Genomic DNA, 22,635 nt, shown 5'->3' with positions numbered 1-22,635 from the left:
TTACTCACCCGTGAGCGCTTCGATCACGTTCGAACCGACCGACTGTACGACGACACCGTATCCTGCGTAGAGAACGACCGCTTCCCCGAGGACGAGGCCGACCGTTCCGGCCGCGTGGAATCCACTCAGTGCTTCGAACATCGTCATCGACCTCCGTTCCGTACTGACCGCGGTTGTGTATGGATCATACTTTTCTGCTCGCTACAGCCTACCCGCCGACGCCCCTTAATAGTTTTGTAAATATCATACAATACAATAACGGGAGAGCGAAACCGTCTCGCTAGCGTCTACCGGGGATCATCGGTTCAAGAACGCCGTTAACGAGTATTTTTTCTGTATCTCATCGAACCTGTTTGGATCATCCAGCGCCATCGTCCATATGGCTGTGTTCACATTGAGCAACATTGTACGTTCCACATCCCGTAGTCGTCGTTTTAGTACTTCCCGACAAGAACGACGACACAAAATGAGAACCACTATTCGAAGAACGGACGACGGCGGTTACTCGGATCAGTCAGTAGGGTACCGCGAGAAGGGAGCGTAGTTCAGTCCGCTTGTGACGGCGTCGAACGATCGCTCGCGCCGAGTTTCCGCCAGACGCCTTGTGCGTACGCGCCGAGGAACATCCCACCGATGGCGAAGAGGATGGGAAAGTTCCCGATCCCGAAACTGGCGTAGGCGGCACCCGGACAGATGCCGGAGATGCCCCAACCCGCGCCGAAGATGACGCCACCGACGATAACGTTCCGGTCGAACGATTTCAGCCTGCGGACGTAGGCCTTTCCGGTGAGCGGAGCCCGTCCCAACAGCCGAGTCGCGACCGCGAACGTCGTCCCGGTGACGACCGCCGCACCGCCCATGACGAACAGGAGACCGAAGTCCTGGAACTGCAAGAAGTGCAGTACGACCTCGGGTTGGGCCATGTGACTGAAGCCCAGCCCGAACCCGAACAGTAGGCCGCCCGCGACGATGAGGAGGGAGAACAGCAACCCTCCCTGGTCCGGTTTCGCGCTCATGGTACCACCTGTAGAGCTTGCATCAGTTGTGCGACGCCGATGGCCACCACCATGAACGTCGCCACGTTGACGATAGAAGTGAACGACGCTGAGCCGACGCCACAGACGCCGTGGCCGGACGTACAGCCCTTACCGAGTCGCGTGCCGACGCCGACGAGGAATCCGCCACCGAGGAGTCGCCACCACTGCACGTCGGTCGTCCAGATGTCACCGTGGAAGGTGAACTGATAGACGGCCGCTCCGCCGACCATTCCGAGCGTGAACAGCACACGCCAGTCACGGGAGGCAACGTATTTCGGTTTCTGAAAGCGCGGTACGTCGGAGACGTACGACAGCGTGGACTCCAGGAACGTACTCGCTCCGGCGATGATACCGGTGCCGAGGTAGATGACGGCGACGCCGAGGCCGATGAAAACGCCACCGATGGCGTAGCGACTCACGCCGTTCGGAAACAGTTCGTGGGGGAATAAGTCCATTAACGCAAATACTGGCAGTGGATGCATGGTTTTCTCCTGCCGCGTTAGTCGTCCGTAAGCGAACCCTTACTCGCGGCACAGTTGTTCGGCCCGAGTTCGAGCGCGAACGCCTCTTCATCGTCTGTGTGCTGTTGACCCAAGTTCGTTCCGATGATGTCCTCGTAGTTCGACGGGCGCGGCGGCATGTCCGAGAGGATGAACTCCACGAACTCCTCGCGGTCCATCGAGAGGACGTCCATCGACGCTCGGAGGTCGCCGACGGTCGCGGTGTACGTTCCGTCGTCCGCGGTCGTCGCCGCGTCGCTGAAGTGGGCGGGTGCGACGACCGTCCCGTCCGGGAGCGACAGGACCTTCTCCTGCAGCGTCTCGTGGAGCGTCCCTGCGGCCTCGGGAGCGCCGTCGTCACCCTCTTCGAGGTCGGGACGGGCCACGCTCTCGGTGAACAGGCCGTCGCCCGTGAAGAGCACATCGCCCACGCGGTAGGACGTCATGCCTGTCGTGTGACCCGGTGTGTGGATGACCTCGATTTCAGTCTCTCCCAACGGAAGTTCCTCGCCGTCCTCGACCGCCAGATAGGACTCCTCGTAGTCGATGCCACGGTTCTCGGCGGGCGCAGGGACCGCGACCTCGGCATCGCTCACGTCTCCGACGGAACGCACGCCGCTGACGTGGTCGGCGTGGACGTGCGTATCGATGGCGTAGCGGAGGTCCGCCCCGTATTCGTCGGCATCCACCACGTATTCGTCCGCGAACGCTCGAAGCGGGTCGATGACGGCGGCCTCGTCGTCCGAAACCACGAGATAGGACAGACAGCCACTCGACGGCCGCTGATACTGGACGACCGTCGCGTCCGTGGTGTCGTTCTCGATTTCCGTCCGTTCGAGGACGCGTGCCCATCCCTTCATCCCGTCTTCGAGGTGGTTCACGTCGTACTCCCGCTCGGCGAACAGTCCCGCGATATACTCGCTCGACCCGCCCTTCGCACAGAGGACGGTGACTTCCTCGTCCTCCGGAACGGGGTCGAAAAGCTCGTCGTCCGGATCGTCGGCGAGATATTCGAAGTAGGGAACGTTGATGGTTTCGACGTTCTCGTCGTCGATATGCCACTTCTCGTACTCGTCCGTCGCCCGAACGTCGAGGATCGTGACGGCGTCTCCCGCGTCGATACGCTCGTACAGTTCGTCCGGCGTTACAGACGCCACTTCGGCGTCCGGGTCTGGAAACGCTGATTCGCTCATTGTGTATCCACAGCTATCGCCTACAGATACAAAAACGTTCGTATAGTATTCCGAATTTCCCGCAATACCGAATTTGTCGTAACTGATTAATCGCGTGTAGGAGCGCACAATGTACAATAACTTATTATCGGTAGTGGATGGTCTCTACAATAATCAACACACTTTTAACGTCCTAACCGATATTGTCCGATACGTCCAATACACGAACCATGAGTACGAAATTCGATATCACGGAGACGCTCGACGTAATGGGAATGAACTGCCCGATGCCGGTCGTGAAGACCAAGCAGGCGACCGATTCGCTTTCGGAAGGGGAGGTCCTCGAAGTCGTAGCGACCGACTCGGGTAGCATGAGCGACTTGAAAGGATGGGCTGACACCACCGACGGCGTCGAACTCCTCGACCAGGCGGAGGGTGAAAAGGACGGCGAAGCGGTGTTCCGCCACTACGTTCGGAAGACGGAGTGACCCATGAGCACGGACACAACGACCGCTACCGACGACGGCATCGATGACGAAGCTGCTCTCGCCAACCGTATCGAGGAGTTGGAGGAGGAACTGGCCGACCTGAAGGAAGAAGTCGGCGGACAGAAGAAGATGACCATCATCGCCACGAAAGGCACGCTGGACATGGCCTACCCACCGCTCATCCTCGCCAGCACCGCCGCCGCGTTCGGCTGGGACGTCGTGGTCTTCCACACGTTCTGGGGGCTCGACATCCTCCATCAGGAGAAATCGAAGAACCTCAAACTCAGCGCGGTCGGCAACCCGAGCATGCCGATGCCGAACGCGCTCGCGGCGCTCCCCTACATGGATTCGATGGCGACGAAGATGATGGAGCGCAAGATCGAGGAGAACGGGACGGCGACCATCGAGGAGCTCATCGACGTGTCGATAGAGACCGGCGTCGAACTGCAGGCCTGTCAGATGACGATGGACCTGATGGACTACGACGAGTCCAAGCTCTACGACGGCGTCGTCTCGGGCGTCGGGGCCGCTACCGCCCTCGAACACATGGCCGATTCCGACGTGCAGTTGCTCATCTAGATCGGCCCCTCTCATCGCGGTTGCCTTTTTGTAGTGACACCGGTTACCACACTCTCGCAAGGTTTTTTGCGAAGATGCCCATTTCAGTGACCAAGGTCGAACCATGACCACCTCTCTCCTTCACTGACCGGATATCACGGGTCAGTTCGCCGTTTGCCCGTTCGTTACGTCAGCGTAACGACAGTCAGTGACCCGTTCCCCGGTCGGAATTCGAACCCGGAAGCGTAGAGCGGCGTCTTCGCCGAAGCACTGCGAAAGAATTCAGGCATGCAATCAGGTTCAGCAATCATCGCGAAACGAGTGGACGACGGACTTCCGAAAACGGACGAGATCAGCGCGCTCGCCGACGCGGCGGGCTACGAAGTGGTCGGGACGATAACCCAATCGCGGACGGAGGACTCGAACTATCAGTTCGGTCGCGGAAAGGCCGAGGAACTGGCGGGGCGGATCGACGATTCGGACGCCGATTCCGTGGTCTTCGACAACCCGCTCTCGCCACAACAGACGTTCGAAATCGGGGAGTTGTGTCCCGACGGAACCAGAATCATCGACAGATACCGTCTCGTCCTCGAAATCTTCGCCCAGCAGGCAGGAACGAAGGAAGCACAGCGACAGGTCAAACTCGCGGAGTTACGGTACGAACTGCCGCGCGTGCAGGCCGAAATCAGGTTGGAGAAGGAAGTCGCGAACGAGCGGCGGTCGCGGAACGGCCTCGGCGAGAAGGAGGACCGACGCGTCACCGACATCCGGGACCGGATCGAAACTATCGAAACGAAACTCGACAACCGCTCGGATATCGACGGACAGCGGCGCGAAAAGCGCCGCGACCAGGGGTTCTCCCTCGTCGCCCTCGCGGGGTACACGAACGCCGGGAAGTCCACGCTCCTGCGCAGACTGGCCGACGAGATGGAGGTCTCCCCCGAACGCCACGATGACCTCCACGAGAGCGCGGGCGTCGAGGACAGGTTGTTCAAGACGCTCGAAACGACGACGAGACGGGCCGAGATTCGCGGGCGGCGAACGCTCGTCACCGACACGGTCGGATTCATTCAGGACCTGCCCCACTGGTTGGTCGAATCGTTCGAGACGACGCTGACCGAGACGTACGAGGCGGACGTCGTCTGTCTCGTCGCCGACGTGAGCGACCCGGTAGCGGAACTACGCGAGAAACTGCGAACCTCACACGACCTCCTCGACGGCGAAGTCGATCGGGTCGTGACGGTACTGAACAAGGCGGACGAGCTTTCTTCCTCGGAAATCGACGCGCGACTCGAAGGCGTGGCCGACCTCGCGTCGAATCCCGTCGTGATCAGCGCCATCGAGGACGACGGAATCGATACTCTCGAAAAACGAATCGCCGACGAACTCCCGGCGTTGAACGAGGGGCGGATACGGCTTCCCAACACGGACGACGGCATGGCGCTGCTCTCGTGGCTCTACGACCGCGCTCGCGTCGAGGAGGTGTGCTACCCGTCGGGAGAGCGCGTCGTCGTGGAGTTCGCCGCCGTCCCGTCCGTGGCGAAACGAGCGACTTCGAAGGCTGACGCGATGGTAAGCCGAGGGTAACGGCCGAATATTCATACCGTTCCCGCCCGTATCTCGTTCGATGCCCACGACGGGCACGGGGACTGGGGACCATGAGTAGTGAAACACAGCCACCGAAACGACAGCAGGGGGCGTCAGAACGGGAATTCGTCGCCCCGACGAGTCGGGAACAGGGCAAGGAGGAACTGCCGGGGCGATTCGACTCGAAACTCCGGGACTCGCTCGGTACCTCGCCGTTCATTCTCACGAAGTTCGACAAGTTCATGAACTGGGTCAGGGGGTCATCGATGTTCATGCTCCAGTTCGGCATCGCCTGCTGTAGCATCGAGATGATGCACACCTACGCCGTGAAACACGATTTGGACCGTTTCGGGGCGGGGGTTCCGCGCGCCTCGCCGCGACAGGCCGACGTCATCATCGTGCCGGGAACCATCGTTTCGAAATTCGCGCCGCGGATGAAGCGCGTGTACGACCAGATGCCCGAACCGAAGTTCGTCGTCAGCATGGGGTCGTGTACCTGCTCGGGCGGGCCGTTCCAGCAGGGGTACAACGTCATCAAGGGCGCAGAGGAGGTCATCCCGGTTGACATTCACGTTCCCGGATGCCCGCCGCGACCCGAGGCGCTCATCTACGGAATCACCCATCTTCAGGAGCGAATCGCCAACGGCGAGGCGGCACCGGTCGTGGTCAAACCGTACGAACTGGAGCGATTCGGCGATTTGGAACCCGACGAGTTGGTGCGATCGCTCGCGGACGAAATCGACGAGGACACCCTCGTCATGCGCTACAACTGGGTGGAAGAATGAGTTCGCAGACGGAGGAGCGAGGACAAACGCGTCCGCAGGAGTTCGACCGCGACGAACTGGCGGAACTGCTCGGCAATCACGTGCTCTCCCGCGACGACCACCTGAACGCACCCGGGTTCGTGATTCGGCCGGACGAAGTGCAGGAAGTCCTGACCGTACTGCGGGACGAGGCCGGATTCGACCATCTCTCGTGTCTGACCGCCCAGCAGTACGAGGACCGCTACGAGAGCATCTACCACCTCAAGAAGTACGCGGACCCGACACAGGAGGTGAGCATCGTCGTTCCGACCACGACCGACGACCCCGTGAGCGAGACGGCGGAACCCGTCTTTCGGACGGCGGAGTGGCACGAACGCGAAGCCTTCGACCTCGTCGGAATCGAGTACGACGGCAACCCGGATTTGCGGCGGATTCTCCTCCCGCGGGGCTGGCAGGGCCACCCGCTCTCGCTCGACTACGATCAGTACAAGACCCAGATCGTCCCGTTCGAGAAGCACAAGAATCCCATCGCGAAGGACGAGTACGCGGACAACGCCGATACGCTGTTCATCAACATCGGGCCGCACCACCCGGCGACCCACGGCGTCCTCCACATCGAGACCGTCCTCGACGGCGAGCAGGTGATCGACGTGCACCCCGACATCGGCTACCTGCACCGCTGTGAGGAGCAGATGGCCCAAAACGGCACGTATCGCCACCAAATCATGCCGTATCCCGACCGTTGGGATTACACCGCGAACATGACCAACGAGTGGGCCTACGCGCGGGCCGCGGAGGACCTCGCGGACATCGACGTTCCGGAATACGCCCAAATCCTGCGGACGTTCGGCGTCGAACTCTCGCGCATGGCGGGTCACTTCCTCGCGCTCGGCACCTTCTCGCTCGACGTGTACGGCGACTTCACAGCCATCTTCCAGTACGCGTTCCGCGACCGCGAAATCGTTCAGAACGTCCTGGAGGATTTGACCGGTCAGCGCATGATGTTCAACTACTTCCGCCTCGGCGGCGTCATCTGGGACGTTCCGGAGCCACGGGAGGAGTTCTTCGACAAGACGCTTGACTTCGTCTACGGACTCCCGGCCGCGCTCGAAGAGTACCACGCCCTGCTCACGGAGAACGAACTCTTCCAACTGCGCTGTGTCGATACCGGCATCCTCGACCCGGAAGTCGCGAAACAGTACGGCGTGACGGGTCCCGTCGCCCGCGGGTCGGGAATCGACTACGACCTGCGCCGCGACGACCCGTACGGCTACTACGACCAACTCGACTGGAACGTCGTCACCGAGGACGGCTGTGACAACTACGCCCGCGTGTTGGTTCGATTACGCGAGGTCGAACAGTCCGCCAGAATCGTCGAGCAGTGCGTCGAACTGCTGGCCAACTGGCCCGAGGAGGAACGGACCTTGCAGTCGAACGTGCCGCGAACCCTGAAACCGCCGATGGACGCCGAAACGTATCGCGCGGTCGAAGGGGCGAAGGGCGAACTCGGCGTCTACATCCGCTCGGACAATACCGCCAAGCCCGCGCGGTTCAAAATTCGAAGTCCGTGTTTCCACAACCTCTCGGCGCTGCCGGAGATGGCCGAAGGGGAGTTCGTGCCGGACCTTATCGCCTCGCTCGGCAGCCTCGACATCGTGTTGGGCGAGGTGGACCGATAGGATACCCGAGGACACACCGAAGCACTCTTTCTTTTCGCCTCCGAGGTCCCGAATATGGCAAGCCTCAAACGCAGCCTCGCCTTGCTCGTCGCGCTCGTCGGCGTCGCGTTCGCCGTCCACTACGTCCTCTTCGGTTCGCTCCCGCTCGGCAAACCACAGATGCTCGAGGACGACGAAATCGACGAGATCGACTTCGAAACGGCGACGGAATAACCGCGATTTTCGGCCCGTTTTTCTTCCGCGAGCGTCCGAAACCGCGGACTCCAACACGTTCAGTCATCAGACCACGTCAGCGAGAGGTATCGCCCCCTGAGGCGTCCGGGCGTCGGCACCGATCCGACGACGTTCCAGCCGTCGGATTCACGCCGAAGGAGCGTCCCGCAGTGGGTCACGGCCAGCACGTCGCCATCGACCACGCACCAACCGATCGCAACCTCGTCCGGGGTCGGTGACGACACCGATTCCAGCGGTTCCCCGTCGTGACGCTCGAACAGCGCGTGACCGCCGTCGACCCACGACGGGGACGAACCGGGTGCGCCGCCCGCATAAAGGGTGCCGTCGTGGACGAACGCCTCGCGGAAATACCGCTGCTCGTGCTCGCCGTCCAACCGCGACCACGACCGTCCGGCATCAGTCGAGCGGTACAACCCACTGCCCGTCGAGGCGACGAGGGTCTCCGCGTCGGCCATGTGGAGGTGGTGGATGTCGTCCGTGTTCGGCGCGTCGTGGTCGATACACCGCTCCTGCCAACTCTCGCCGCCATCGTCGCTCACGTGTACGCCGCCGACTTCGACGCCCGCGACGAGTCGGGCGGGCGCGTCCGGGTGGGTACAGAGGCTTCGAACCTGCGCGAGTCCGTCGTGGCGCTCCAGTCCCCAGTCGAACCGCTCGCGCAACTCCCGAAAGCCGACGAACTCGTCCCAATCATCGGCTTCGGATGGGAGTTCGGATTCCACGTCAGCGACGAACAGGCGAGCGGGGCGCGTCCCGACGTATAGCCTGTCGCCGGATGGACTGGCGGTGATGGCGTACGCTTCCTCGTCCGGGAACGGAAGTTTCGTCCAGTCGCTCCCGTCCGGCGAGTGATACAGTCCGGATTTCGCGGCCGCGAAGGGGCCGGGAAGCGCGTCGAACCATTTCACTCGGAACACGCGTTCGGTGTCGAGCAGTTTTTCATCCGTCGTTTCACCCGGTTCGCGGACGCCGAAGATTCGATACACGCCGTCGTCGCTTCCTGCGATGAGCATACGAAAGAAATCCGTCAGGATAGGCTTAAACGCTCCCGAAAGCGCGTTTGTGTAGAATGGTTTTCAATTTCGAGCGTTGCCGACCGTACGGCTACAAGAGAAGAGGTGCCGCCGAAGGGAACTCAGCCCAGTCGGTACTTCAGCCCGTTCGAAATCCGTTTTCGCTGGTACACCAGTTCGCCGAGCAACCAGAGGACGAGGAGCAGGATGGCGAAGATGACGGCGATGAACGCGTACTCGCTCATCCAGATGGGGCGGATGAACGGCGTCACCTGGTCCCATCGCTCGCCGTAGTGGCGCATCGTGTCTTGCATCGACGTTCCGGCGAAAGCGTGGCCGAGGAAGACGGACATCCTGAGGCTCTTTCCGGTTCCGGGGTCGAGGTTCGCGCTGCCGGAGATTTGATAGGTGCCGGAGGCGTTCTGGTCGGCGATGGTCGGGCCGTTGGATTCGTCGCCGGTACCGATGCGCTCGGCGTCGTACGGAAGCCACGGCGCGTAGAACTCCCAGACGATCTTTCCTTCGGGAGTGACTTCGATGACGCGGTGGTCCGAGGAGTCCACGACGAGCGTGTTGCCGTTCGGGAGTCGGTCGGCGTCGCGCGGCCACGTCAGCGTGTCGGACGACCCGAGCGTCCACGTCCGGTTCCAGTCGTTCCCGTCCTTCTCGTACTCGACGATGCGGTTGTTCTCGGAGTCGGCGACGAGGAACGTCGGTTTGCCCGACTCGCTTTCGAGATAGTCGGGATTGTGCTGTTTGTTGAGGATGGAGGTGTTCCCGGGTTCACCGAGTTTCATCGTGACTTTCTTCGTCTTCCGGTCGATGACGAGGACTTGGTCCATGTTTCGCGGGTCCACCGCGAACTTACCCGGTGCGATCTGTTGGACGTTGTTGAGGTGCGTCCAGTCGCCGGTGAATTCGCCACCCTGGTTCTTGTCGTAGTAGTTGGTGAAATGCCACTGCCAGACGATCTTGTCCTTTTCGAGGCTGTAAACGTACACGCGGTCGTTGTTCTCCCCGGTGCTCGAATTGTAGTTGCGGAGGTTACCGACCAGCAGTTCCGTGCCGTTGTTGATGAGGTCGATGTCGTGGGTGTCCTTGATCGGAAGGGTTCGAGACCAGACTTTCTTCTTCGTCTCCGGATTCATCTCGTACACGACGGTTTTGCCGCGCTGTGTCGAGACGACGAGGAGGTTGCCGTTCGGAAGCGGATCGACGTCGTAGAACCACGATACCCCTTCCTTCGACCCGTTGTACACCCAGTTTATGTTGCCTTTGGGGCCGACGGAGACGAGCCGGGCAGGTTTCTTCCTGTTTCCTTCTCCCTGAAAATTGAACCCTTGAACGCTGATTATCGTCGTACCGTTCGCGGGTTGATCGATGGTTCCAGGTTTGAGGTTCGATACGCTCGGGTCGTACGTGATTGCGGAGACCACGGAGGGCGTAAGCAGGGCGACGACCACTAATAAGACGATCCCACGCGTGAGCCAAGCACGCGGTGGGAGTCGCTCCGTCAAGTCCATAACGTAATCATGTTGACGTACTGTTTGAGTATTTTGCGTTTCGTCTACCATCCTCGTCGGCTGATTTTTGGTGTTTCGATGACAGTATCAGGTCTGACATGACGGCGAACGATCTTCGTCGTTCGATTGCCGAGAACAAGCCGTTACTCCATCCGGTGGACGAGTAGCGAGCAATGTCTTTTAAGCGAGCAGGTAGTCACGAACTCCCGAATGCCCCCTGACATCGACCTCCGGTTGCTCGTCCCCGCACCCGTTCGGCGCATTCCCGCCGACCTCGGGGTCGTCGTCTGCTTCGTTCTCGTGACCGGTCTCTCGGTTCTCCTCCCCGTCGTGCGCGACTGGCCGATTCGACTCCTCCTCGCGATGCCGTTCGTCCTGTTCGTTCCCGGGTACGTCGTCATCGCGGCGCTGTTTCCGGAGGGGAAATCGGCGGACCGGGAAAGTTCGGTGGGGCCGGAACGATCAGCAGAATCGGAACGACCGGCAGAATCCGAAGGAACGGCGGAAGTCGGGTCCACCGTCGAACGGGTTCGCTCCCGATTTGACGCCGGAATCGGCCTCCTCGACCGCTTCGCGCTCTCGTTCGGCGCGAGCATCGCAGTCGTCCCGCTGATCGGACTCGTGCTCGATTTCACCCCGTGGGGAATCAGACTGGTTCCCGTGGTCGTCGCAGTCGGCGGATTTACCCTCCTCACGACGGCCGTCGCAGTGGTTCGTCGGTGGAACGTCCCCGAAGCGGAGCGGTTTTCGGTTCCGTTCCGTCGATGGGGCGCGGCGATTCGAACGTCGTTCCTCCATCCGGAGACGCGCGTCGATGCGGCGTTGAACGTCGTCGTCGTGCTGTGTGTCCTGCTCGCCGTTGCGAGCGTCGGGTACGCGGTCACGGTTCCCAACGACGGGGAGAACGTCACCGAGTTCTATCTCCTCTCGCGGGCCGACAACGGCACCCTCACCGCTGGTGGGTATCCGACCGACCTCACGACGGAGGAGCGGAAATCGGTGTACGTCGGGGTGAAAAACCACGGGCACCAACGGAATCGGTACACCGTCGTCGTGCTCGTCCAACGGTTGGACACGAACGGGAACGGAAACGGAGCGAGCGTTCGGAACCAACGGGAACTAACCCGCGTTCACGCCGTCGTCGGCCCGAACGAAACGTGGCGAACCAAAACGACGCTCGACCCAGGGATGACGGGGGACCACCTTCGCGTCCAGTATTTGCTATACGAGGGACCCGTCCCGAACGAACCGTCCCAGCGGACGGCAGCACATGAACTTCACCTGTGGGTGAACGTTTCGAACGGTGGGAAATCGTGAGATGTCGGTCCCTGAAAATCGGTTCAGTATCGCGTTTCCGATGTCGAGGGGTGTAGAACGGACGACAGAGTTATGTGAGTATCCCTATACAAAATGACGATGCACACAGTAACTGCCGAGCGCGTATCCAAGGCTCTGCGGAACCCCTATCTACTGGCTCGGGAGACCAACAAACTCTATTACGGGACTTACAGGGACAACAGCGTCTACGGGACTGCCGTTCTGGACGAGGCGTGGGACAACCTGATACTGCTGGACGCCTGTCGGTACGACGTTTTCGAGGCGGAGAACACGCTTCCGGGCCGGTTGCACAAGCGACAGTCGAAGGCGAGCAGCACCGTCGGGTTTCTCGAACACAACTTCGATGGGAGACGGGTCCACGATACCGTCTACGTGACCGCCAACCCACAGCTAACGCGAAAGTCCGACGACCTCGACGCGGATTTTCACTCGGTCATCAACGTCTGGGAGAGCGACTGGGACGAGGAGGTCGGGTCGGTGACACCCGAGGCGATGGCGAAACGCGCACTGGAGGCGAACGACGAGTTTCCGAACAAACGGCTGATACTCCACTTCCTGCAACCACACCTCCCGTTCATCGGCAAGTTCGGGCGGTCGCAGTTCGGATCCGGGTTCGGCTCCGGATTCTGGACGAAGGTGAAGGAGGGCGACGTTTCGATTTCGGAGGAACGACTGTACGCCGCGTACCGCGAAAACCTGCAAATCGCACTTCCGAGCGTTGGGTCCCTCCTGGAGGAACTACCCGGACGGACGGTCGTCACGGCGGACCACGGACAGGCGTTCGGCGAACGCTCCTTCCCGCTCCCCATCAAGGAGTACGGTCACCCACGGGAGACGTACATGCCATGCTTGACGGAAGTCCCGTGGTTGGTGTTCGATTCGGACGAGGAAAAGCGGGTCACGGCTGAACCGCCGGTAGAATCGGAGCACGAAATCGATAACGAGCGATCGACGTCGGCGGAAGTCGAATCGCGATTGGAGCAACTCGGTTACAAACTCTGATCGCCGATGAAGGGGAGTTTCACGGAGAAGATCTCCGTCACCTTCGTCGGGGGGATCGTGGGGCGGTTCACGCAGTATCTCGTCTACATCCTGATTTCGCGCACCTTGGGGGCGGCGGCGCTCGGCGTGTTTAGCTTCGGCTACGTGCTGTTGAACTTCACCTCCATCGTCTCGCGGTTGGGGTTGGACAACGCGGCGAAGAAGTTCATCCCGAAGTACTCCGACCGGGACGAGAAGATCCGCGGGATAATCATCATCTGTCTGTTGATCCCGGTCGTCTCCGGAACCCTCCTCTCGTCCGGCGTGTACGTCATCTACGACGCCCTGAACGGCGTCCTCCACGTCAACGTGGATCGAACCGCGCTCCTGTTCCTGCTCGGGGTTCCGGCCTTCTCGGCGCTGACGGTGGCGATGGCCGCCACGCTCGGCTTCAAGGAGACCAAATACTCGGTGTACGCCAAGGACTTCATCCAAGGCGGGTCGGCGGCCGTCCTCATCGCCGTCGCGGTGTACTTCCGCGACGATATTCGGGTAGTCATCCTCGCCTACGTCGTCTCGGTCGTGTTAGGGTTGGCGTACGCGATTGCCGTGTTGGCCCGGAAGAGTGGCATGTACGACTCGCTCGCGTACGACGTTCAGTTCCGCGAGGTGTTTCTCTACTCGATTCCGGTGATGTTCACCGCCGTCTCGCAGTATCTCGTCTCGTGGACGGACATCCTGATGCTCGGAATCCTCAAGGACAGCGCCGCCGTCGGGTACTATCAGGTGGCGTTTCAGACCGTCGCGATCCTCGGTTTCGTCATGTTCGGCGTGAACTCCCTCTTCCCGTCCGTCGCCGCGGACCTCTATCACACGGACCGACTCGACGAACTGCGGAGCACCTACCAGATCGTCACGAAATGGATCACGTATCTGACCGTCGTCGGGTTCCTGTTCATCGTCATCAAATCCGACGAGATACTGCGCCTCTTCGGGTCCTCGTTCGTCCGGAGTCAGCAGGCGCTCGTCATCCTCGGCATCGCGTTCATCGTCGCGGGCGTCGTCGGCCCGACGGGGTATCTCCTGAGCATGACCGGCTACGAGCGGGTGGAATTGGTCAACAACGTCCTCATCGCTCTGCTGAACATCGGCCTGAACTACGTCCTCATCACCCGATTCGGCATCGTCGGCGCGGCGGTGTCCACCTCGATCTCGTTGGCCGTGCTGAACACCCTCCGGGTGATCGAGAGTTGGGTGTTCCTCGACATCGCGCCAGACCCGTCCACCTACTACAAAGGGGTCGTCCCCATCGTCGCCGCCATCGTCGTCCTCGAACTGGTGTCGGGAACGCTCTCCGGCCACCTCGCCGACCTCGTCGTCAGCGGCCTCGGCTACACCGCGACGTTCGCGGTGTTGATGTACTACCTCGGCGTCGAGAAGCGTGATCGGAAACTGTTGCAACCGATGCAGTAGGGACGTCGAAAGTGGATTACGGGACATGGAAAGTGGATTCCCGTGAAATCGGCGACCCTCGATGGAGTTCTTGCCACACACTCGACACGAACCCGCAACTCGGCTACTTCGATCTCATTTACCTACACTAACTATACCGTGACTGCCGATAGTACTGGTACCGTTCACGTTGCTCCCGTCTAACGCACCATCCAGCCTCACAGCACACTCCCGCCGCTGAAAAGAACTATCATTCAATTGAATTCTCCTGCGGGAATAGTTCTACTGATCCACGCACCGAAACTATTCGCCGTCCACTCCAGGATCTTCGATCGGCCGCAATCCCGTCGCCATCAATCGTCGAGCGATCACAACCAGTCCGTTATCAAACCCCCGTCCAAAGACGGCCTGCTCGGATTCGATTCCATCCGTTGGCCGCTCATGTGCAGTACTCACGAGGATCGTGGCTCGGTCAATGAGCACCAATCGAGTGATGGTTGTCTCATCCTCGATATCCAGCGATGAACTATCCAACCACTCCAAGCCGGAGTGAAACACCGTTGCTCCGGGAACTGCCGTAGTCACCCGATCCCGGAGGGTATCGGTTAGTGTTCCCACTACCACATCAACACCTCTCGCTTGAGCCGCTTGCAGTTGCTCACCTAAGTGATGAGTAAGAATCTCATCGCGCCCAATAATCAGAACGATCTCCTCCGTGGCCTCATCGATAAGCTGACCAGTCCGATTTGCAATGGGGGTCGTTCCTGACAGCGCCCATACGTCGTGGGTGACTTCTTCGTCACCATTCGGTTCGACTGGTTCTATCGCAGTCAGCGTCTCCGCAAGCGTGGTAGTTCGCGACTCGTACTCTTGGCGCAGTGTCTCGGTTGCCTCTTCGACTGGTACCGCTCGATACTGCCGTGGGTTCGAGTTTTGTATCTCGACCAAGCCCTTGGCTTCGAGCACTTTGATTGCATCATATACGCGCGTTCGTGGCACGTCGGAAATATCGCTGAGCTCTTTGGCTGTCGCTTTGGATACGCGTGAGAGTGCGACGAGACAGCGTGCTTCGTACTCTTTGAGCCCGAGCTGTTGGAGCAATTCAACTGCATGTTGTTGATTCGATCGTTCATTCATGGGTCCCAACCATCTGCCCAGGAGTTCTGGGGCTGTTCAGACCGTTCTGTCGTCGCCCGTAAGTCAGTTGTTGTCTCACCCCCCGAGCGTCCTCGACAGAGTGATACTTCATCAGTAGACATTCTCTGTCCAGACGTATCAAAGACACTTTTCTATCTACTGTCATACTGCTGAATTACCAAAAAATTCCGCTATTCACCCAGATAACACAGTAGATATATCGTTATTGCGCAATATAGGGAGGTTAAATCTGCTAATTTAGCAGTCGTCACGGAATCGCCACGGATCGAACCTCCGCCGTTCGTATCGATTTGTGATTCAATACACAACTGTCTTCGCTAAATAGTATCTGACGATGTCCAAGTCTGACTGTATCGCACACGTTGTACCCATCTGACAAAACATCATTAACTCAAATAATCACAGTAGGACTATACGCGCTGAGCATGTAGCTCGAAATGGTACGGAGTTCGATTAGGGTCCCAACCAATCACTGCTCCGTACCAAGGCTGCCACCTTTGTGGCAGCTTCTCACCCGCGCTAATCAGGTGGTTTATCGGAAGACTCACACAGAATTAGTCGGCGAGGGCTGTGAACAGCGGTTTGGTCTCGTCGAACTGTGGCCCTTCGTTTCCGCATCGATTTCCTGCCCCCCAGAATCATCCAACTCGTCCGCGGCGACATCGCTATCGCTCGCGTGTGATCATCACCATTTGCTTACCTGAATACAGGCAAGAAGCCCCGTCCTCAAGGACGAGCACCGCGAGCGAATAGGGAGGAGAGACAGCGTTCACGAGAGCTTTGCTCTCGTCAACGCCTGGGGAGAGACTGACACCCCGGATACCGTTGAGTCTGCAAAGCGCGTCATCGAAGCAATCGCTGTCCAGGATTCACCCAGATTTTCACATATCTTCTTTAGGCATCCATGATCTATCTTGAGATATGAGTCGAGGACTCGACAACGTTGACCGTGGCATCCTGTATCATCTCCAGCGTGATGCACGCAACACAACCACCCAAGAGATCGCCGAAACAGTTGGTACCTCGGCGAGTACGGTCCGTAATCGCATCGAAGCACTCGAAGAGGACGGGATCATCAAGGGCTATCATCCCGAAATCAATTACGAGGCGGCGAACCTTCCCCTCCGGATCCAATTTATCTGCACGGCTCCGCCAACCGAGCGGGCCGAGTACGTCGAGGAGATTCTTGAGATACAGGGTGTGATCGACGTTCGTGAGATGCTGGTCGGACGCCAGAATATTTACGTCGAGGCAGTCGGGACGAGTACCAAAGATATCACGCGCATCACGGATGTGTTGCACGACATGGGACTCACGGTCGAATCGGCCGAGATGTTGCGAAAGCACTACATCCAACCGTTCAATCACTTCCATTTCAGAGAGGATGCTACCGAGGACACATCTGAGAGCTAGACGAAATTTCGATCGACGCGTCAGTATTCTACCGTCTCTCGGTTCGCTAGCAGTCCCGCTAGAATGCCGTCGTCCTCACTGAGACGAAGAGGAATTCGTGGTCATCTCTACCAGACTCGAAGGGTTGCAGATTAAGGCCAATCGTAGGGTAACTCGTCCGCATGATCGCTCATCAGTGTGAGCAGTGGAGCAATCTCGTCAATGTTGGGTCCACGACGGATCACCCCTGTGTCCGGGTCCCAGTCGAGATAGCCCGCATCCGCCAATTTGGGTAGATGCGTGTGGTGGAGTTGTGTTTTCAGCGACTCTACCTCCGCATCATCCATCTCGTCAGTTGTAATCTTGTCTGGGGTAAACTCGTCTTCATCACGAGGATTCTGATTCAGGACTGCGATCAGAATACGACGGCGACGTGAGTCACCCAGTATGCCGAGCATGACGTCGAGTGATGCTGATGTGGTTGCGTGTGACATTGGTTTCTGGCCTGTGTTGCGGACGTACGGACTCTATGCGTTTCGCGTGACGACCCACGCGAAAGAACCATACAACCCTGCATGGCCGGTAACCCCGGTTCAAACGACCCCTCACTGAGTGGGGTACAAACGCTGAGTCTTTGTTGCTGTTTCCGTAAGTCATATCCACAGATGGAGGGGAATAAGGCTGTTGTAACCCAGATACTCAACCTCAGGGTTGTACAAAGGGAAGGGATAGTACTACCGAACTAACCCCCGATTTCGCCGTTAGTAGACTAAATTATCGGATGGTCAACTATGAAACGGAGATTACGGCCAGCCATCGGGTAACTCATCCGGATGATTCAGCATCAACGTGAGTAACGGCGCAACTTCATCGAAGTTCGGCCCTCGACGAATTGTTTCGGTGTCGGGATTCCACTCGATATACCCCGCGTCTGCTAGCATGGGAAGATGTCTATGGTGCAATTCCGCTTTCAGCTGTTCGACTTCGCCATCAGTCGTATCATCCGGGTCGTCTAAGTTTGATGCAAACTCGTCTTCGTCGCGTGGATTATGATCGAGGATTTCCAAGAGGATGTGGCGGCGGTGCGACGAACGCAAGGCATCAAACAGCGTATCAATTGGCGTGTTAGTAGATGCGTTCATTATGAGTTCCTATCCGTGCAGCGCAGACAGTCTGCTATATTACGTTTCGTGTTCCAACCACGCGAAGAGAACTGGGAACAGCTGCACGATCGGTAGAACCCGGTTCAAGCGGCCCCTTCATCATCAGGGAGCAAACGCATTTGAGTGTGACTTCGCATTAATACGGTTCGTTCGACAATCAAAAGAAGGTGTGGTTGAATAGTGAAGGAGTCGAAGTCGTCGAAATTGATCAATGAGACTGCAAGAATGCCACAAGATCAATCACGTTCTCACCCCGCCCGTGACCTGTCCCGTCACGCCGTTCGGTTCGTGCTGTAGTAGATCGTCGTTTCCTCGGCTTGGTAGACCTTATCCACGTGCTCGTTGGCCTGAATCCGCGCTTTCGACCGTCGCCACGATTCGAGGTTGACCCAGTTTTTCAGCGCCAGCCAGTTCCATTCGTAGTTGATGGCGTAGTAGCCCGCCGGGAGCGCGGACCCGTTTCGGAGCGCGCCGACGTTCGCGATGGATATCTTCTGTATCGACGCGCCGTTCTTCGCCGGTTGTGGCGTGTTCTCCTCCATGTACAGTTGCAGGAGATACTTCGTGACGACGCTCGACCGTATCTCCGAGACGTTGGCGTACTGCATCGCCCACACAGAGGTGGCGTCGAAGTCCTCGTAGCCGTCGGTTCGGTTGATGGTGTGGTGTTGCTCGTTGGCGACGAAGAACGCCGGTTGCGTGACGAGCAACACGGCGAGCGCCAGCGCGCTCCACTTTCGAAGGCTCACTCGCGGTAGCTTCGGCAGTTTCGGGAACGACCGATCACTGAGCCGCCAGAAGTAGGCGATACAGAGCACCGCTGGCGGATGTAGCCACGCGACTGCGGGGTGACCCATGGCGAATCGGATGAAGATGAATCCTCCGATGCCGACGAGGAACGAGTGAATGAGAATGCTGTCCTCGCGCGGTTCGTCCCGCACGACGTGGTAGTAGAACATCGAGACGAAGAACAACAGCGAGAGTCCGATGACGACGTACTTCGCCAGCGCGATGTACGTCACCTCCGGCGGTTGCGAGAAGTACAGCGAGCCCGCGAGCTGTTTCGATTGCTCGTCGGATTTGAACCACTCCAATAGCAGTTTGTCGAAGCTGGAAATCGACGGCCCCGCACCCAAAAACACCGGGAGGAATCGCAGATAGACGAAGTTGAGAAAGCCGAACTCGACGACGAGCAGGACGGGAACGACCTTCTCGATGCGCCGTTTCACCGTCGCGCGCTCGACGTCGTCGTCCAGTATCCGGTGTGTCGCCCAGAGCGCCACGAGGGTCATGAGGACGATGGCGGTTCGGTCGTAGGAGACGAACACCAACGTCGCCCCCGCCAGCAGTCCGACCGGATACAGTCGCTTCGTCGGCCGCTCGATCTCGATGAACAGCAGGAGGAGAATCGTGAATTCGAGCAGGGCACCGATGCCGTGCGGCCAGTAGAACGTCTTGCTCGTTCCGTTGAGCGACGCGAGAAACTGCACCAACACCAGCACGCCGGCGACGACGTAACTGCCCGAGACGCGCTTGATGAGGGCATAGTAGAGGGCGATGTACGGGAAGATGGTCAGCGGCGTGTACAGCAAGGGCGTCGCTTTCGTTCCCCACAGCAGGGTCATGATCGACCCGAGCGAGTAGAATCCCGAGAGGTAGACGTCCCGTCCCGCGATGTGACCCGTCTCCACGATTTGCTGGACCCGAGCGACGTGCTGTGGCGCGAACGAGTCGATGGAGATGATGTGGGCGAACAGGGGGAAGGCGATAGCGAGGGAGACACAACTGATGGCGACTTTCAGTCGCCGCCCGTTTTGCATACCGCCCGTACTCCGTACGTATCGATAAAACCCCGTTTCTATTACATATCTGTTCGGGAAAATCCAGCGTCACACAGTGGGATATCTATTCCATCCCTTCTACTCCCGCATAGATGTCGTCCAGTTTTCGGGCCATGGCGGTCGCGGGTCCGGGCGATCGTGACGGATTTCCGACCGGAATTCGCTCGCGAGATGGACGACTGCCACCGTGGAAACTCATGCGGGTAGACCCGAGTGGCCGAAAACGTATTCCCACACTCGGTTGTCCACCCCATGACGATGCACGTTTTACAGGTGGGGCCGGTGCCGAGACGCGTCGGCGGCCGGAACACGGGGGGCGTCGCGAATCACATCTGGGATCTGTCGAGACAGCTAACCGACGAGGGGTACGACGTGAGCGTGCTGGCACACAACCTGTACGAATCGAGGTCGGACCCGGTCGTCCGTGAGGACGTGGAAATCTACGGCGTGAACTGGAAGCGTCTCGGGAGACACCTCGGCACGGTTTCGGCACCGGGCGACCTGTACGCCGTCAACCGCGACTACTTCGGTCAGTTTCCCCCCGCGGAACGAGCGAAGTATCTCGCCTATCACCTTCACTGCCGGAGCGTCTTCGCCGAACTCTCGCCCGACGTGATTCACAACCACCATCTCGGCTTCAAATGCCCCATCGTACACCACGAGCGGGACGCGACCCTCGACGCCGACCCGCCGATCCTCACGTCCGTTCACGGCTTTCACGGGATGATGTTCGGCGACGAGCGGTCGAAGGCGAATCACGAGCGACTGATCCGGGACGGCTACGCGCTCTCGTCCAACCTCCTGCTCAACAGCAGTCAGGTCCGGAACGAAGCGACCGAACTCCTCCCCGACCTGGAATCGAAACGCTACGCCGTCGGCATCAACGGAATCGACGGCCAACGATACCGGCCGAACGGCGGGGCCACCGGAGTCACCGGAACCCGAGAGACCGGCGACGAAACCACGACGCTCCTCTACGTCAGTCGACTCGAAGAGCGAAAAGGGATCTTCACGCTGTTGGACGCCCTTTCCTCCGGATTTTCGGCGTCCGACGTTCGCTGTCTCGTCGTCGGCGACGGCGAGGAACGGGCCGCAGTGGAACGGCGAATCGCAGATCACGGCATCGGAGAAATGGTGGAGCTGAAAGGGTTCGTCCCCGAACTGGCCGATTACTACGACGAAGCGGACGTGCTGGTCGTCCCCAGTTACCACGAGGACTTCGGGCTGATTTACGCCGAAGCCATGTCGTGTGGCACGCCGGTCATCGGAACGACGAACGTGCCCGAAAGCGTGATTCCGAACGAGGCGGTCGGATTTCGAGTTCCGCCGAAGGATCCCACCAGCCTCCGCGATGCGATCCGAACGGCGATTCGAACGGAGTGGGACACGGAAACGATCCTCGACCACGCTCGGACGTTCCACTGGGAGCGAAAGATCGAGGAGTACGACGATATCTACGCCGACCTCGTGAACGGGGAGTTCTGATCACTTGTAGCCGAGCGTCCGCAACCGCGTCTCGACCGTCGAATCGTGGAGGTCGGTACCGTCCTCCATCATGTTCCCGGCGACCTCCTCGGCCGACGTGAACTCGTCCAACTCGTCCCGCAACCGTCCCTCCCATTCGACGGTACCGGACACGTCCTTCGTTTCGTCGGGGTTGGCCGCCAAATCGTACGCCTCGGTCCGGAGCTGTCTGCGCGTCTCGGCGTCGAACGTCTCGATGACCTTTCGATCCTCCGTCCTGATGCCCGTGTACGCCCGATTCAGCATCGGGGAGTGATTCAACAGGAAACTCCTCCGCGCTTCGTCGCCGTGCGGAGCACCCTCCCAGTTCGACGGCACGTCGAGACCCAGGTTTGACGCTATCGTCGCGGGGATGTCGAGTTGTCGCACCTCCTCCGCTCCCGAAAACCACTCGGCGGCCGTCGGACTGGCGAACAGGGGAACCCGAACGCATTCGTCGTAGAGGCGGGCGTGGCCGTACTTCCCGTGGTTGAACTCCTCGCCGTGGTCGCCGACGACGACCACGGCGGCGTCGTCGTCGATAAAGTCGAAGACCTTCCCGATCTGTTCGTCCAAGTAGTCAACACACTCCCAGTACAGCGCCTCCAACGTGGCGAGCGTCTCCCCGTCCACCTCGCTGTGATGTTTCGAGAACTCGTAGTGAGAGCGTAGCGTCCGCACGAGACCGCTTTCGACCGACCGCTTGAAACCGGGGAGGAACGGCACGTGGACGTCCATCAGGTGCAGCCAACAGAACCTCGGGCCGTCCGTTCGTCCATACCATCGCTCCGCCCGTTCCGCCAGTTCGGTCGTCGTCACCCGACCGCGGAACCGAGCGTAGTCGGTCGCGTTCCGCAGGGTTTCCGAGACGGCGTCGAGTTTCGCCGGGAGCAGGGACGAATCGACGGTCAAACCGTCGTTCCAGAACGTGTCGAAGTACGGTTCCCACGCGCTCAAAAACGGGTTCGACGCGACGAACCCGCCGGTCGAATACCCAGCCTCGGCGAGGAGATCCATGAGCGGCCTCGCTCCGTCCCGAATTTCGTCGAACCCGTCGTAGACGAAGGGGTAGTACTGTCCGGCGAGGATGGCGGGGAAGACGCCCCGCGTCGCGGGTGCCGGACAGATGGCTTCCCGTCGGCGGTACTCCGCGGTCAGCGCTTCGAAGGAATCCATCTCGTCGGGCGCGTCGTGTCGCCAGCAGTCGATGGTGAGCAGGACGACGTCGGGTGACTCGGAAACATCGGACATC

General features: G+C 59.6%; 22 protein-coding genes. 11 read left to right on the top strand and 11 right to left on the bottom strand.

From position 1 onward, the window contains the following. From NKF25_RS16190 to NKF25_RS16175, 4 genes are all read right to left on the bottom strand, one after another. Window positions 1-141 carry a hypothetical protein gene (locus tag NKF25_RS16190; protein WP_253227794.1) on the bottom strand — a complete coding sequence of 47 codons (141 nt, stop codon included), beginning with the start codon at window positions 139-141 and terminating at the stop codon, window positions 1-3. 404 nt (window positions 142-545) lie between these two features. Next, a complete protein-coding gene (locus NKF25_RS16185; protein WP_253227694.1) occupies window positions 546-1,016 on the bottom strand; it encodes a DUF6691 family protein in 471 nt (156 codons plus the stop codon). Then, the gene (locus NKF25_RS16180; protein ID WP_253227693.1) at window positions 1,013-1,492 is read right to left on the bottom strand and encodes a YeeE/YedE thiosulfate transporter family protein; all 480 of its coding nucleotides are present in this window, start codon (window positions 1,490-1,492) and stop codon (window positions 1,013-1,015) included. Before NKF25_RS16180 ends, NKF25_RS16185 begins: the two co-directional genes overlap by 4 nt. A gap of 44 nt (window positions 1,493-1,536) precedes the next feature. Next, on the bottom strand, window positions 1,537-2,730 hold the full coding sequence (locus NKF25_RS16175; protein WP_253227692.1) for an MBL fold metallo-hydrolase: 1,194 nt from the start codon (window positions 2,728-2,730) through the stop codon (window positions 1,537-1,539). Window positions 2,731-2,939: 209 nt separating this feature from the next. Here NKF25_RS16175 and NKF25_RS16170 point away from each other — a divergent pair, with 209 nt between their 5' ends. The 6 genes from NKF25_RS16170 (at window position 2,940) to NKF25_RS16145 (ending at window position 7,998) form a co-directional block, all read left to right on the top strand. Continuing rightward, window positions 2,940-3,197: a sulfurtransferase TusA family protein gene (locus NKF25_RS16170; RefSeq protein ID WP_253227691.1), complete on the top strand. Its 258-nt coding sequence runs from the start codon at window positions 2,940-2,942 to the stop codon at window positions 3,195-3,197. Between the two features lie 3 nt (window positions 3,198-3,200). Next, window positions 3,201-3,776 (top strand): DsrE/DsrF/DrsH-like family protein, encoded by a 576-nt coding sequence (locus tag NKF25_RS16165; RefSeq protein ID WP_253227690.1) that lies wholly within the window; start codon window positions 3,201-3,203, stop codon window positions 3,774-3,776. A gap of 267 nt (window positions 3,777-4,043) precedes the next feature. Beyond that, complete coding sequence (gene hflX / locus NKF25_RS16160) at window positions 4,044-5,342, top strand: GTPase HflX (RefSeq protein WP_253227689.1); 1,299 nt, start codon at window positions 4,044-4,046, stop codon at window positions 5,340-5,342. 71 nt (window positions 5,343-5,413) lie between these two features. Beyond that, a complete protein-coding gene (locus tag NKF25_RS16155; RefSeq protein WP_253227688.1) occupies window positions 5,414-6,127 on the top strand; it encodes an NADH-quinone oxidoreductase subunit B in 714 nt (237 codons plus the stop codon). Continuing rightward, the gene (locus tag NKF25_RS16150; RefSeq protein ID WP_253227687.1) at window positions 6,124-7,785 is read left to right on the top strand and encodes an NADH-quinone oxidoreductase subunit D; all 1,662 of its coding nucleotides are present in this window, start codon (window positions 6,124-6,126) and stop codon (window positions 7,783-7,785) included. The genes NKF25_RS16155 and NKF25_RS16150 overlap by 4 nt, the downstream gene beginning before the upstream one ends. A gap of 54 nt (window positions 7,786-7,839) precedes the next feature. Then, window positions 7,840-7,998, top strand: a complete 159-nt coding sequence (locus NKF25_RS16145) for a hypothetical protein (RefSeq protein WP_190303877.1) — start codon at window positions 7,840-7,842, stop codon at window positions 7,996-7,998. Window positions 7,999-8,057: 59 nt separating this feature from the next. Here NKF25_RS16145 and NKF25_RS16140 read toward each other — a convergent pair whose 3' ends face one another. Next, window positions 8,058-9,032 carry a WD40 repeat domain-containing protein gene (locus NKF25_RS16140; RefSeq protein WP_253227686.1) on the bottom strand — a complete coding sequence of 325 codons (975 nt, stop codon included), beginning with the start codon at window positions 9,030-9,032 and terminating at the stop codon, window positions 8,058-8,060. Between the two features lie 122 nt (window positions 9,033-9,154). Further along, window positions 9,155-10,555 (bottom strand): aryl-sulfate sulfotransferase, encoded by a 1,401-nt coding sequence (locus tag NKF25_RS16135; protein ID WP_253227685.1) that lies wholly within the window; start codon window positions 10,553-10,555, stop codon window positions 9,155-9,157. A gap of 210 nt (window positions 10,556-10,765) precedes the next feature. On the opposite strand from NKF25_RS16135, the gene NKF25_RS16130 reads away from it, so the two are divergent. From NKF25_RS16130 to NKF25_RS16120, 3 genes are all read left to right on the top strand, one after another. Next, entirely contained in the window at window positions 10,766-11,872 is a 1,107-nt protein-coding gene (locus NKF25_RS16130) for a DUF1616 domain-containing protein (RefSeq protein ID WP_253227684.1), read from the top strand. Between the two features lie 99 nt (window positions 11,873-11,971). Then, on the top strand, window positions 11,972-12,895 hold the full coding sequence (locus tag NKF25_RS16125; protein ID WP_253227683.1) for an LTA synthase family protein: 924 nt from the start codon (window positions 11,972-11,974) through the stop codon (window positions 12,893-12,895). A 6-nt stretch (window positions 12,896-12,901) separates the two neighbouring features. Further along, window positions 12,902-14,347 carry a flippase gene (locus NKF25_RS16120; RefSeq protein WP_253227682.1) on the top strand — a complete coding sequence of 482 codons (1,446 nt, stop codon included), beginning with the start codon at window positions 12,902-12,904 and terminating at the stop codon, window positions 14,345-14,347. A gap of 282 nt (window positions 14,348-14,629) precedes the next feature. Here the strand turns inward: NKF25_RS16120 and NKF25_RS16115 are convergent, their stop codons facing one another. Then, a complete protein-coding gene (locus NKF25_RS16115) occupies window positions 14,630-15,463 on the bottom strand; it encodes a helix-turn-helix domain-containing protein (RefSeq protein ID WP_253227681.1) in 834 nt (277 codons plus the stop codon). Between the two features lie 942 nt (window positions 15,464-16,405). On the opposite strand from NKF25_RS16115, the gene NKF25_RS16110 reads away from it, so the two are divergent. Beyond that, a complete protein-coding gene (locus tag NKF25_RS16110) occupies window positions 16,406-16,897 on the top strand; it encodes an Lrp/AsnC family transcriptional regulator (RefSeq protein ID WP_253227680.1) in 492 nt (163 codons plus the stop codon). Window positions 16,898-17,028: 131 nt separating this feature from the next. On the opposite strand, the gene NKF25_RS16105 is transcribed toward NKF25_RS16110, so the two are convergent. From NKF25_RS16105 to NKF25_RS16095, 3 genes are all read right to left on the bottom strand, one after another. Then, the gene (locus NKF25_RS16105; protein ID WP_253227679.1) at window positions 17,029-17,370 is read right to left on the bottom strand and encodes a transcriptional regulator; all 342 of its coding nucleotides are present in this window, start codon (window positions 17,368-17,370) and stop codon (window positions 17,029-17,031) included. A 309-nt stretch (window positions 17,371-17,679) separates the two neighbouring features. Continuing rightward, window positions 17,680-18,018 (bottom strand): transcriptional regulator, encoded by a 339-nt coding sequence (locus NKF25_RS16100; RefSeq protein WP_253227678.1) that lies wholly within the window; start codon window positions 18,016-18,018, stop codon window positions 17,680-17,682. A 293-nt stretch (window positions 18,019-18,311) separates the two neighbouring features. Beyond that, entirely contained in the window at window positions 18,312-19,859 is a 1,548-nt protein-coding gene (locus NKF25_RS16095; protein ID WP_253227677.1) for a hypothetical protein, read from the bottom strand. A 279-nt stretch (window positions 19,860-20,138) separates the two neighbouring features. On the opposite strand from NKF25_RS16095, the gene NKF25_RS16090 reads away from it, so the two are divergent. Next, a complete protein-coding gene (locus tag NKF25_RS16090; protein ID WP_253227676.1) occupies window positions 20,139-21,365 on the top strand; it encodes a glycosyltransferase family 4 protein in 1,227 nt (408 codons plus the stop codon). Here the strand turns inward: NKF25_RS16090 and NKF25_RS16085 are convergent, their stop codons facing one another. Further along, the gene (locus NKF25_RS16085; RefSeq protein WP_253227675.1) at window positions 21,366-22,634 is read right to left on the bottom strand and encodes a sulfatase-like hydrolase/transferase; all 1,269 of its coding nucleotides are present in this window, start codon (window positions 22,632-22,634) and stop codon (window positions 21,366-21,368) included. Between the last annotated feature and the right edge of the window lies 1 nt (window position 22,635).

The organism is Haladaptatus sp. AB643, assembly GCF_024136975.1.
Classification (GTDB): domain Archaea; phylum Halobacteriota; class Halobacteria; order Halobacteriales; family Haladaptataceae; genus Haladaptatus.
Note: the sequence above shows the minus strand (reverse complement) of the source record. Positions and strands in the feature narration are given on the sequence as shown.